The organism is Xanthomonas sp. WHRI 7065, from assembly GCF_040203115.2.
Lineage (GTDB): Bacteria > Pseudomonadota > Gammaproteobacteria > Xanthomonadales > Xanthomonadaceae > Xanthomonas > Xanthomonas arboricola.
This window is the reverse complement of the sequence record NZ_CP168194.1, coordinates 181,442-193,825: the sequence shown is the minus strand read 5'-3', so window position 1 is coordinate 193,825 and position 12,384 is coordinate 181,442. Positions and strand designations below refer to the sequence as shown.

Below are 12,384 nucleotides of genomic sequence, written 5' to 3'. Positions count from 1 at the left end.
AGAAGACCTTGTCAGGGGTGACGCACCGCGTAGACCGGCGTCATCTATCCTTGCCGATTGCTGTTTTGAAGGAATTGCGTTGAGACATTCCGCCACGCGTTTGATGCGCGCGCCGCTGCTTTCTGCTGTGGCATTGCTTGCCGCTTGCAGCACAACCAACACCACCAACAAATCGTTGCTGCCGTCGGCGGACAATCCCGTCAACACCAGTTACTGCATCGGGCGGCTTGCCGTGACGGCTGGTGTGCCCCTGCATTTTCTGGGGAGTTCCGCGCAGTTTTACTGGGGCGACATCGATACCTACCGCGAGGACGCCGCCAGCTACGAGCAGCGCCTGCTGACCGCACAAGCATCGGCCAGCGATGGCAAGGTGCGCCAACTGGTCAAGCCGGTGGAAACACTGGCACAGGATGATGGCAAGGTCATCGTCGCACACGCGGAAGACACGTTGCCGCTCGACCCGAATGTCGTACAGGTCACCGGCTTCGCCCATCGCGACGGCACCACCTTTCGTTTCCAGAAGACGGCGATCAGCCGCCTGCAGGACATCACCGAACGGCGCACCAAGGAAATCCTGGCCTCGATCACCAGCAGCGCATCCCCCTTCCCGCCAGCGGCACAGTCCCAGCAGGGGTTATGCGTCATGCACGGCACCGTCAATCTGGCACCCGGACACGACTGGCACGAAGCCTCCAGGGTCGAGGGAGAATTCACCCTGCAGGAAGCGCGCTACCGTTTCAGTCTGCGTTCGCGCTACCTGCGCTCGCTGTCGTTGAACGAGCAGGAAGTGACAAACCAGCGCGATCTGCTACTGGCACTGGCGGGCGCCGTACCGGACTCCGGCCTGGCACCGATCAGTGAACTGTCAGGTGCCGCCGGCAACCCATCGCAAGGCAGTGCCCGCCTGCTCGAGATGACGACAGCCGACGGCAAGCAACAGGTCTATGAGTGGCACATGCCGGCCGTCAATACAGCACCCAATACGCCGGCAACGTTTCTCTACATCTGGCCAGCGTCCGGGCAAGCGTCAGCGCAGGACCAAGCCAATTTCATGCGCTGGGTCGTGGCCCATCCGCAGCAGACGACACCGCTGTTGCAGATACAGCAAATGACCAGCAGCGTTATACGGCAGCAGGCGGCGCCAGCAGTAGAAGAGAGCAGGCTGGTGTACCGGATGCAGCTGCATTACCACGGCGACCAGGCTGCCGGCGGGCGCCATTACGTGATCTACAAGGATGGCCAGAAAGTCGACGATGGACGCAGTGATGCCAACGGATTCACCAAGGCACACAATGCCGACTACGACCAGGTGTGGACAACCAAGGTGCTCAACAAGTGAGTCCCTGCTTCAGTGCGGCGCCCCGTGATTTATAACCAATCACGCTGGAGAAGACCGGCAACCATCCGGGCAACCTATCCTCCTGAGACCGGCGCTGAAGATGGGCATCCAGGCAAGACGTCCCGCTTTCGAAAGTGTAGGCGTTCGAGCAGCATATCCGGGCTTTCAAGCGTACTCTGGTTACCCGCCTTTCGGAATCCGCTACGCTCAACCCCAACACGTGGACACGAGACAGGCAATGAAGCTGACAGCTGCGCAAATCCTTTCAACGCCTGGCCAAATCGATGAGAACATCGGTAAGCACCTCGATGTCATTCGCCTGGCGGCGAGCAAGGGTGCGGATGTGCTGGTCTTTCCCGAGCTTTCCCTCACTGGTTACGAACCCGGATTCGCGCAGGCGCTGGCGGTGCACCCGGCCGATCAGCGCTTTGATCAATTTCAGCTGGCAAGTGACCGGCACAGCATGCTCATCGCCGTTGGCGCGCCCACGAAGGGAGCAAAAGGCACCGAAATCAGCTTGCTCTGCTTCCAACCGGGACTGGAGCGCACAAGCTACTCCAAACAGCAGTTACACCCCGACGAGTTACCGTTCTTCACCGCCGGTACCGAGCAGCTTGTGCTCAGACACGCAGATCAGCTGCTGGCGCCTGTCATTTGCTACGAGTCACTGCAGGCAAGCCATGCAGAACAAGCTGCAGCGTCAGGTGCTGGCGTGTATCTGGCAAGCGTGGCCAAGTCGGAAAGAGGCGTGGCATCGGCCTACAGTCACTATCCGACGATTGCAAAAACGCATTCCATGACTGTCTTGATGGCGAATTGTGTAGGCCCCGCCGATACCTTCATAGGAGCGGGGCGGTCTGCCATCTGGAGCAATGAAGGTGACCTCGTTTGCAGCGCTGATGCCTTCCAGGAGGCATTGGTGGCGTACGACACAAGGAATGGAGAAGCGAGCGTCTTCAGATTGCCTTGAGGTCACACTGTTGCTCATCCATCGCTCTCTTGCTTTTCACTGGCCCGGTTAATGTCGTGCAGATTAGAGACCTCAGCACACTGAAATGAAGCGGCGTGAGCCAGCTCTCACAGCAAGCTGCGTTGATAAAAAATTGTCAATGGACATCTATCAAAGTCAGAGTTAGACAAAGCCTATCTGCCATCAGGCTGCTTGACCGTAAGAAAGCCAAGCGTACACAGGATGACACCCATCACGGCAAGGCCAATGACAACCAACTGCCGGATCTCATCGCTGGGCGAAGGAGCCTTGATTAGGCCCCTCAAGAAAACCAGTGCGGCCACCGCCAATAATATGAGACCGATTTTGCTATACGTGTTGATCAGGCCACTAAGAGAAGGGCGCATCTTCTTATTCATCCATGAAGTCCTTTGCAATCCGCAGTGAGCGATTAAACTACTACTGTAAGATATTCCCGCACTCTGGGCTCTTGGTCAATGATTCAACGATATCGAGTCCAGCATAAAAATGGCAACCACGTTTGCATTGCGGATGCGCCATGAAGGAATGAGAGGTCAAGTCGACTCATTAGATTAACCTGACCCCACTTCTGGTGGCATTATCGCCTTGTGTGAGGTACAGCCCAGCTCACCTGCGGCGCACTGCGCCAGAGCTAGACGGTGTCTGCTGCATATGCGCGGCGCACTTCTTTTCTTACAGAGAATCTTTCTGTAGAAGAGCATGAAGATCTTCGGGTCCGGGCGCTATGAGTGACGTTGAACCGTTGCATGTGGCTGTGAGTCTGAACTTGGACTTGGTTGATTGATCCTCGATAGCGCGAACACCGTCGATAACACACAAGACGCCGAACAGCGTTGCATCGGCCGCCATTTGCAATGCGGCGACAACGTTGGCTTTGTCGGCAGTAGCGAGACCGCGATACCAGACGGACAAGCTAACCAAAGATTGTTGGGGCCTACGGCCCGGCGGGGCGTTAAGAAGTTCCACGCAGTCGTGAACGGCTGCATCCGCGCATTGGGTCTTCAGCCCATTAACAAAGTCATCTGGGGGTCATGTTTGGTCCTGGCTTTTGAAGAGTTCGCTCGCTTCCACCTTCAGACGATCGCGGTGTAGGCGTTTGAATACGGCGGAAAGCGAGCACAGCCATTTATAGCGTATGTGAGAGCGAACTCGATAGGACGCGGGAACAAGCCTTGCATGTTCTGTTGCGCACCTAACGTGCGACATTAGGACGAACCCATGCGACTGCAGTTCTGCTTGCTTGCGTTAGCAATGGCATTTGCGCCACACGCACTTGCCAAAGGACCTTCTACAGCGTTGTCTGATGCCAACATCAGGACGCTGCTGATTCAACAATCGATCAATGCATATCCCGGCAACTGTCCCTGCCCGTACAACGCGGCACGCAATGGCAGCAGCTGCGGCGGTAGAAGCGCATATAGCCGTGGTGGTGGCTACGCCCCGTTGTGCTACCCAAAGGACGTGACCAAGGCAATGATTGCCGACTACCGAGCTGGAGCACAGTGAAGCTGATGGCCCAAGCTGGCCACACCATTCGGGCCAAACGGCCCTTACGTCGTTCGTCTTCTGCGGCCCTGCATAACCATCAAGTCGTTACGAGGAAACATCCATGAAAAAGGCAAAGATCGTTTTGGCGGTCGTGGTAGCACTCGCCTCCGCGTCAGTGTGCGCGCAGACCCGTGTCAATGGTTACCACCGCGCTGATGGCACTTATGTGCAACCTCACTATCGCAGTGCGGCCAACAGCACAACGCTCGACAATTATTCGACACGTGGGAACGTGAATCCATACACCGGAAAAATTGGAACTGTCGATCCGTATAAAGAACAGAACACTTATCGCCAGCCAGCACCACAGCCAACCTACGGACCATCGAGGGCTGACGCCGTCGATCCTTATGGATCCGGTTACTGATGCATCAAACCCTGCCTCGGCAGGGTTTTTTATCTGCATCGATGTTTGCTGGTCGTAGCGCACCGGCATGCGTGTACAACACAGCGAGGATGCATCCTGATGTTCTCATCCGGTAGACAACGCAGCCCAGGCGCATCACTGCACAGCGGCCCGGCACGCAGCCAGTGCGCGGCTGATGTGCTTTTCCACCATCTTGATCGAGATGCCCATGGCTGCGGCCACTTGCGGGTAGGTGAGGCCGTCGATGCGGTTGAGGATGAAGGCCTGGCGGCATCTAGGCGGTAGTGCGGGCAGCGTGTGGATGTGCAGGTACTGCAGGATGCAGCGGGTGTCGGCGATCTGGTCGACGTGGGCGCCGTCTGCGGCCAGTGGTGCGATCAGGTCCAGTGCGACGTGGGCGTTGGCATGGCGGCGGTGGCGCGTGCGCCAATGCTCCAGCACCACGTTGTGCGCGATGCGGTACATCAGCAGTGCGTAGTCGCCGATATCAAGCGCGTCGCGGTAGGCCAGCAGGCGGAGCAGCGTTTCCTGGGTGAGGTCGTGGGCGGTGTCGGGGTCACGCAGGCGCCGGCGCATGTAGGCGAGCAGGTCGGCATGCAATAGGCCAATGGCCTGGTCGAAACGCGCCCTGCCCGCTGTCGGCTCCTCACGTACGCGCCAACGCGTCGTGTGGCGTATGCGGGTGTAGTCGCCCATAGATGCGGCGCGCGGATGTGCGACGTACGGCGTGCGTGTAGTGGCGGTGGTGCCTGCGGCGCTGCGTCGATGCCAGGCGGTGCAGGTGTTGGTCGCGCGTTCGACCGGCAGCGGCACCCATTTGCTGCCGAAGCGCGGGTATCTGCCGGAGGTGCCGGCCAGGGTGTCATTCACCATGCGAGTTCTCCAACTGCGGGGTACACGCGCGGAGGCGGGTTGGTCACTCGGCAGGTGCTACGGTGACGACCAGCTCGCCGTTGCGCATGCGGATGTTGAGTTTGCTGCCGATGGTGAAGCCGAGTTGTTCCAGCCAGCGGCCGCGTAGGCGCAGCGTGGGGATGCGTTGGTGGCTGTCGGGGTAGTAGCCGTAGCCGACGGTGCAGCGTTGCGGGGCACGCGGGTGGCCTGGGCGGCGCGGCTTGCTGGGATCGGGGCGGGGCTCGGGGATGGGGGTGCGCTCGAGGTAGGGCCGGGGCGGGATCGAGGGGTCGAGCGAGTGCCAGCCGATCTCGGTGGGCGGCGGCACGGTGGCGCGCTTGCGCGCTGGCTTGGGACTGGATGGGGATCGACGCATGGCAAAGCCCTCCTTGACGAACAAGCCCCGCCGCTGGGTGGCGACGGGATGTCGGGAGGTTAGAAACCGCAGAGAGCCGGCGGGCGTATTTCCCCGAAGGGTGTTGTATTAGCCGCCCTCCCGACGCAGGCATCGCGTCGGTTGTGCTCGCAAGATGCTGCAGGCACAAAAAACCCACCGGTTTGACGGAGGTGGGTACCGCTCTCTGAGGAGTTTCTACGCTCCTTGCCGAAAAGACTGCTACGCGCTGCGTGACATGTCAACTGGCTGATGCTGGCAATCTGGAAAGCGTTGATGGAAGATCCTTGCGTCAACGTTTGAAGCAGCAGGGTCAGAGTTGGATTGAACCTAGAGAGATTGCTACTCCAAGCACATCCCCACCCTCCCGCAAATAGCTTTACGTTCCCTCGCTATCCATCACTATCGCGCCACTCAGGTTCGGGCTCGGTAGTGCATGACACAGACGGCACGGGTGACAATTGACCATCTGCGCGATGCCGCGTGAGTCGCAGGATCCCAATGATAAAAATTAGCTTCCGAAACCTGCTTCCCTTGTTGCTGCTTTCACTAGCGCTGCCAAGTGCATGCGCTCGCACGCCCCATGAAGCAAAGCGGGATGCAGGCACGTCATCTGCTGCGACAGTGACGCCGCCCCCTCAAGAGATGAGCAGAGGTACCGACAACGGCGCCGACATCGTCTCTGCGAATACTACTTTGCAAGAATTGCAGCGCCGGCTGCTGCGCTTCATTGATGGACTGACAGTGCCAGCGGATATGGACTATCCCCAGATGGAGTCAGCACTTGGCATCAAGCTTGGACCACCGTCTGATCCGGCATACCCGTGGCGTGAAGTAAAGGAAGTTCCTCTGGTCGATGGCTATGAGCTCTACGCGACGCATCGCCCAACGAAAGATGGATTCTCGCGGATAGAGGTTGCAGTGACTCCACCTGACCATAGCGACCCCACGCGCGTGCCTACTTCCACCTGCATTTGGCAAGCAGAAGCACTCTCCAAAGCGCTCGAAGGGATGGGATACACGCGCGGCGGGCAGCGGCCGTTTCAGGGTGGATGGCTACGCCAGCATTGGCGCGCGATCAACGGCGGAAGTCAGATTTTTTCGGTCTCATTGCTTCTCTATCGAACCAATGAACAAGGCAGGCCAGAAGAGTGCGTTTATAGCGTCAAGATCGATGGAGGCAAGCCATGAACCGGGTTGACTCACGTATCGAGCCTCTACTTGCCCAGATGGCAAAAGACCCTGCACTTCCTGCTGGTGCAGAGGACAGCATTCGCCAGACGATCGCCGAATCACCTTATCTGTCGAACCTGCTAGGTGATGCCATTGAGAAAGGTCGAATTGGCGCGATTGCTGTTTCGCATGGACAGAACAACGGCGGCCACTTCCAGGATGGTAAGGACGGCAAGGCGGGCACACTCAACATCAGTGAAGCAGCGTTCAAAGATTTCACAGGCTCAGGGCGCATCGACTATCTGACCGAGGTCATGGGCCATGAAACGATGCACGGCGTACTGGCCCAGCATCGTGCCAACGCCCTTGCCGAGTTCGGCAAGAGTATGAGTAACCGGATGCAGGAAGCCTACGACGATCGCGAGCATCAGGTCGACCTGACTGGTCCTACCCGTGTTTACCTGGATTCGACTCGCGCAGACGAAGCACTGTCAGAAATCTCGGGAATGCGTGCCCTGCATGATCGAATCAAACATCTGAACCCTGAGATGCCCGACAGTGTGGTTGAGAAGGAGTTGCTCGACCGGTCGAGTAATCGGTGTGTCGTGCGACAACCGAACGGCGCTCCGCAATTTGCGGATGGGCTGACCTACGATGCACTCACCAAGCAGCCCTTTTCCCGCAACGATGCGCTGACCAAATCTGTTGAGCACTGCTTTTACGACAGCAGTGGCACGCTAGGCCCGCATGGCGACTCCGACTACCGGAACTACTATGGCGTCAACCCAGTCAGCCACATCGCGCAGAACTACGCGCATCTGGCGCATGACCGTCAGCCTCCGGAAATCCGCATCGATCTCAAATCCTTGGGCCTGGAACCAAGACAGCTGGAGCGCAACGGGCTGGACCTCGGGTCTGTAAAGACCTTCAACATCGTTGACCTTGGCAAGGACGGCTATGGCATGGTCCAGCTCAAGGACATCGGCGCACGCGGCGTTAGCTCTCCCCATCTTGCGACACCGAATGAGCCTGGACGCGCATTGACGCCTGCAGAGGCGGGGCACCCGGACCATGCCATGCATCAGCAGATCCGAGGCAAAGTGGAGCAGCTGGACGCCACCAACGGCCGCACGTTCGACGCTACTAGTGAACGGATGACAGCCAGTCTGCTGACGTTAGCAAAAGACAACCGACTAACCCGGGTGGACCACGTGCTACTCAGCGAAAGGACCAGAGACCTGCCCGCTGCGCAGACACTGTTCGTAGTGCAAGGCGATCCAAAGGATCCAGCCATGTTGCGCGCCCATATGCCGACGGCCGACGCTGCGGCTCGGCCTGTTCAAGAGAGCTATAACCAACTGGAATCTGTCAACCAGCGACTAGCGCAGGAGCGCACACAAGAACTGGCAGTGGAACAGCAGCGCTTGCAGGAACAACAGCGCGGCCCTGTTCCATCGCTTTGAGGCGATGACATACCCGCACTTTTCATCATCAAACGGCTAGCAGCCATTGATCGACAAGGAACAGGAGCTGATGCCTAAGTGAATCTGACCCCGTTCTTCCACGGGTTGGTTGGGATGTCAACTGCTTGGAGTGGAATAGCAGTGATAAAGATCTGAGAACGCCGCCCTGCCGATGCGACGCGTGGGAGATACTCTTACGCATTTATCTAGAAGACTTTTCCCAAGAAGTGAATCTAACTCCGCTTCTAAGTGAACCTGACCCCGTTTCACGCGTGGCAGACAGTGATCGTCCATGCTGTTCGGTTGACTTCATCTTGATAAATTATAAATTTAACCTGACTCCGTTCCCTGAACCTGCTCTTTCATCGCTAGTTGAAATAATCATCTACTTTTAACTCAAGCCACGTCATTGCGCCCCGAAAACTTTGCATGTCGGCGTCGCTCACATGTTTTTTGTGTGCATCACTGCGCCCAATTGAATTCAATAAAATCATCCTTGAGTTAAATTTCTCAACATCTTCCGAGAACACATTCCTAAAACCATCCTCCCAGCTTTTCCTCATCAACTCCCTTAGATCATTGAAATATATTTCGTGCTTGTTCGCATCAAATAAATCCTTATAGTTCAAATGAGAATATTTTGCCCGAGCTTTCGAGTCATGTTTAGAAAGCACAATTTTTTTTGCTTCATCTTCGCCATGTAAAGAACGAAGAACCTGAGAAATCAATTTTCGGAGCTTGTGCTCCACTTCATTACGTCTTGCACTGATTTCAGCAAGCTTCTCAGACTCGGATAGATTGAGCTTCTGGTACCGCTCTTTTGCTGACAAATGCTTCTTCACAGCATCGATTTTGAAATCATACCCATCGCCAGACTTGCAAAGCACTCCATATCCGATCAGATGCTGTGTGTATGCTGGATCGCTTTTAGCCAGAGCCGTGAAATCATCCACATCGCCCCGAGCAAGATAACTGAGCATTGTATACTCATCTGCATAATGTTCAGCCAACACCCCAATCACCATTTCACAAAATCCGCGGCCTAGTCCCTCACTAAATGTGTAGACAGATCTTTCGAAGAAAAGCCTATCAATCTTGCGATCCGACTCTTCTTTCAAGGTAGACTTCATGTGCGAACAGGCTTGCCGCATTAAGAACGGATGCCCCCCAAACTCTCTAACTAGATATGAGTAAACGTCCTCCTCAATTGATATTCCCATGTATGAGGAAAGAGTTTCGATCATTTGCTTAGCCTGGGCGACACTGAATCCAGGAATGTACTCTGGCTTTATTTGCCCATAAAGCGGATTATCTCCACCCATAACAAACGGAGTTTCCAAACACTTTGGATTAGTTCCCGCAATTAAAATAGTGATCGGATTTTCTTGCCTTTGTGAAACTCCTCTAATTGTATGCCAAAACCTAACATAACTCGCTCCGCTCCGCCATGATTCCGAAAAAGATACATCAAACGTTACCTGTTCGATTTCATCAAATGCAAGCAAGACGCTTTTCTTGATTTTTTTACTTATCTTCTCGATATCTCTTATAAACGAGATAGTTGCATTTTCTTCATTGTAATCATTTTTATCGATGATTATTTTTGCATGATGATCCTCATTAACTTTTGCTATCACATAATGCAAGGCTCCGCACCATTGCATTTGATAAAGAATTTGGCAGTCTATCAAAGATGCGAAGCCAGCTTGCTGACCTATTCGTCTACACACAGACAGTAATATGGACGTTTTTCCACTCCGTCGAAGCCCGAATAACGAAGCGTTCTGGCCGGTTTGATGTTTGTCTATTAGGCTTTGACACAAATCATCACGCCCGAAAAAGTAGAGATCCCTGCGCAAAGGAGAGTCGAAATCGTACAAATTTCGCTCGAAGAAGAAATCTTTAATTCTTTTCCTAAAATACGCAGTAGGCTTCGGTCCAGAGAGCTCATCGTACGTAAAAGGCGTTATAAGGCGACTTTCCTTCTGAGTTTTTATTGTGGTGCCCAACTTTTCAATAAATTTATTATCTTTAGATATTACAAATGCACTGATCTTATCAAGCCGAAAACCAGGATTTTTTTCCTGGATTTTTTCTATCGCGTCTAAAGTTCTTGGCTCGAACTGCTCGAAGGGGCTGAGCAATACAATCACTTCATCCTTAACTCCAAATGCAGCAGCCTTGTCATCTGGAAATTTTAGGAAGAAATACCTATAGACGCTTTGCCCCATCGAAACTTCTTTAAACCCACCAGTTATATAGAAATCGGCGGACAAGTTTTTTACAATTTCCTGCTCCTCGCTCGGAAAATTCCTTAACAACGCCCGGGGGTTAATTCCAGGATAAACCTGCTGCTTTTTGTTTTCGTAGACCATGGCGGCTTATATTTTTGGATTGGTTTTTTATTAAATAATTATATATTAAAAAGCAAAATAAAGCGGCCGAACTTTAAAAGATTGACTCGTGCCATCTTTGATCCTGGCAAACCCCCTTAACGCTGACGATTTTTAAAATGCTAAAAAGGATTTTTAAACCCAACCGTCTCAAAGACGTAACGCTTCAATTTTTCAGCAAACTGCCGCACGTCGAGACTCGTGGGCTCGAAAGAACCGGGATGTGCGGCACTATTCCTAATATTCAGGCAGCGATTTAGCTCATCAAAGGCTTGACTATCGTAACCCCACAGGTCCATCCCAACCGCTAAAATGTCGAAATCACGCCCGAGCTGAAGGTCGGCAAGACTCGTGATATTAATTGCATTTGTCACACGGTTAAACGGACTCCCCTTTTTCTTAGTGGTACTAGCCGCCGCCAGATTATAATTCGCGAACCCCGCGTTTTGAATCTCAGAATGAAATCTCGCCATTGCAGCAGCCCATAGCAGAACTAGCGCCGCACGTTGACAGCGGACTGCAGAGCAACGAGCAGCCTCAGAGATATAACTGGCTTCTTCCATAGTCACCAATCCCTTGAAAATTCCTTCAAGCTGACGCGCAGCTGCTTGCGCTGGGCTTCCCTCATGCCTCATGAGTGGCACAACTACTGCGTCCATAAGATTGGACTTTACTGGTTCTAAAAGTTTTCTAAAAGTAGACGCTCGGGTCCTTTGTTTAGATGCTTTGAGAATGTCAGCCATTCTCGCATCGAAGTGTTCAACTGACGTCAGCAATCCATCTGATGTCTCTTTGAGTGCAGCAGACAATCGCAACCAGTCGCGTGCAATCTCTGCAACTGCGCTAGATTGCTCGACGCGGGCAAAGTTGTGATTGGTCCCTAGATCTGAGTAGGCACGTGTGACTCGATCTAGAAATGTCTCAAGTTCCTCGCTGGTTGGACTCATGCCGTTTGATTATCCTCACCGCCAACAATTTTAGCGAACAGAGCTTCGGATGCTCTTATGCCTGACGGAGAAAGAGTAATGCCATCAGCTGATGATGCAGCCTTGAACCATTCGTGACTCATCGCCTTAAAGGAGTTTCCTTGATCCCAGCAGCTGTGGTCCATGCACGTGACCCGAAATTCTTTCCAGTCGGCTACCCAGATAGCGGATGTCAAATAGCTCTTCAACGAAAGCAGCAGCGCGACATTCCGCATCTTTTCTCGATTAGAGTTGCCGGGAACCGAGACGCCGTGGTACACGAACGGATCAACATTGAAATCAAATAATTCGACTGCTCTGCCGAGCGAAATTTTTGTTCGCGCAACTAGCGAGTGGAAGCGTGTGCGGATGACTTCAGGAACGAGGTTGTTATTCCCCCCCCCGTGAGTTGCATCATTATGCTTTGCAACTTCACTTTGACTGATTATCGGCATAGCCGACGAGTGCTTTGGATATTTGCTTTCCAGGTAAGCACTTAGCAACAACTCAAAACACTTTTCTTGCAACTTTTCAGGACAGAGCTGGACGAGTGTCAGGATTTTTTCTAATTGGTGTTGCGCGTCATCAAACATACATTCCCTCTTATCTTCCTGGATTGGACTTTGCTAGACGAGATTAATTTGATGAATTTAACTTGTCTCTCTCTGACGTCGCACGCATCACACGATCCTCGCTGACTCCCTAGCTGCGGTCAATCGCTACAAGCATTTGAGGCTCATCTTTTTTGGCTGTGTTCCTGACTCTGCCGGCAGGTGTTAGGTCGCGCCCTTGCGGGCTAGTCCTGTTACTCCGGCTTCCTTGCCGCCTAACGCCGAGATCTAGGAAGAACCGACCTC

12 protein-coding genes are annotated in these 12,384 nt (G+C 53.9%); 6 read left to right on the top strand and 6 right to left on the bottom strand.

Annotated features, from left to right (window positions below; translation table 11 throughout):
• Positions 1–103 precede the first annotated feature (103 nt).
• Both ABQY64_RS00785 and ABQY64_RS00780 read left to right on the top strand, forming a co-directional pair.
• A complete protein-coding gene (locus ABQY64_RS00785; RefSeq protein ID WP_349779648.1) occupies positions 104–1,339 on the top strand; it encodes a hypothetical protein in 1,236 nt (411 codons plus the stop codon).
• Between the two features lie 238 nt (positions 1,340–1,577).
• The gene (locus tag ABQY64_RS00780; RefSeq protein ID WP_349779647.1) at positions 1,578–2,309 is read left to right on the top strand and encodes a carbon-nitrogen hydrolase family protein; all 732 of its coding nucleotides are present in this window, start codon (positions 1,578–1,580) and stop codon (positions 2,307–2,309) included.
• Between the two features lie 173 nt (positions 2,310–2,482).
• On the opposite strand, the gene ABQY64_RS00775 is transcribed toward ABQY64_RS00780, so the two are convergent.
• Positions 2,483–2,707, bottom strand: coding sequence for a hypothetical protein (locus tag ABQY64_RS00775; RefSeq protein WP_102583677.1), 225 nt, complete (start codon positions 2,705–2,707; stop codon positions 2,483–2,485).
• Positions 2,708–3,548: 841 nt separating this feature from the next.
• Here ABQY64_RS00775 and ABQY64_RS00770 point away from each other — a divergent pair.
• The gene (locus ABQY64_RS00770) at positions 3,549–3,836 is read left to right on the top strand and encodes a hypothetical protein (protein WP_078537354.1); all 288 of its coding nucleotides are present in this window, start codon (positions 3,549–3,551) and stop codon (positions 3,834–3,836) included.
• 103 nt (positions 3,837–3,939) lie between these two features.
• Positions 3,940–4,245, top strand: coding sequence for a hypothetical protein (locus ABQY64_RS00765; protein WP_181142813.1), 306 nt, complete (start codon positions 3,940–3,942; stop codon positions 4,243–4,245).
• 135 nt (positions 4,246–4,380) lie between these two features.
• On the opposite strand, the gene ABQY64_RS00760 is transcribed toward ABQY64_RS00765, so the two are convergent.
• Positions 4,381–5,118 carry an RNA polymerase sigma factor gene (locus tag ABQY64_RS00760; protein WP_349779646.1) on the bottom strand — a complete coding sequence of 246 codons (738 nt, stop codon included), beginning with the start codon at positions 5,116–5,118 and terminating at the stop codon, positions 4,381–4,383.
• 43 nt (positions 5,119–5,161) lie between these two features.
• Entirely contained in the window at positions 5,162–5,515 is a 354-nt protein-coding gene (locus ABQY64_RS00755) for a SymE family type I addiction module toxin (RefSeq protein ID WP_349779645.1), read from the bottom strand.
• Between the two features lie 663 nt (positions 5,516–6,178).
• On the opposite strand from ABQY64_RS00755, the gene ABQY64_RS00750 reads away from it, so the two are divergent.
• Positions 6,179–6,724, top strand: coding sequence for a hypothetical protein (locus ABQY64_RS00750; protein ID WP_374151329.1), 546 nt, complete (start codon positions 6,179–6,181; stop codon positions 6,722–6,724).
• Positions 6,721–8,169, top strand: coding sequence for an XVIPCD domain-containing protein (locus ABQY64_RS00745; protein WP_349779643.1), 1,449 nt, complete (start codon positions 6,721–6,723; stop codon positions 8,167–8,169). The genes ABQY64_RS00750 and ABQY64_RS00745 overlap by 4 nt, the downstream gene beginning before the upstream one ends.
• A 368-nt stretch (positions 8,170–8,537) precedes the next feature.
• On the opposite strand, the gene ABQY64_RS00740 is transcribed toward ABQY64_RS00745, so the two are convergent.
• The 3 genes from ABQY64_RS00740 to ABQY64_RS00730 all read right to left on the bottom strand — a co-directional run bounded on the left by ABQY64_RS00740 (position 8,538) and on the right by ABQY64_RS00730 (position 12,120).
• Positions 8,538–10,544: a hypothetical protein gene (locus tag ABQY64_RS00740; RefSeq protein ID WP_349779642.1), complete on the bottom strand. Its 2,007-nt coding sequence runs from the start codon at positions 10,542–10,544 to the stop codon at positions 8,538–8,540.
• Between the two features lie 140 nt (positions 10,545–10,684).
• On the bottom strand, positions 10,685–11,509 hold the full coding sequence (locus tag ABQY64_RS00735; protein ID WP_349779641.1) for a hypothetical protein: 825 nt from the start codon (positions 11,507–11,509) through the stop codon (positions 10,685–10,687).
• Positions 11,506–12,120: a hypothetical protein gene (locus tag ABQY64_RS00730; RefSeq protein ID WP_349779640.1), complete on the bottom strand. Its 615-nt coding sequence runs from the start codon at positions 12,118–12,120 to the stop codon at positions 11,506–11,508. Before ABQY64_RS00730 ends, ABQY64_RS00735 begins: the two co-directional genes overlap by 4 nt.
• Positions 12,121–12,384: the final 264 nt, after the last annotated feature.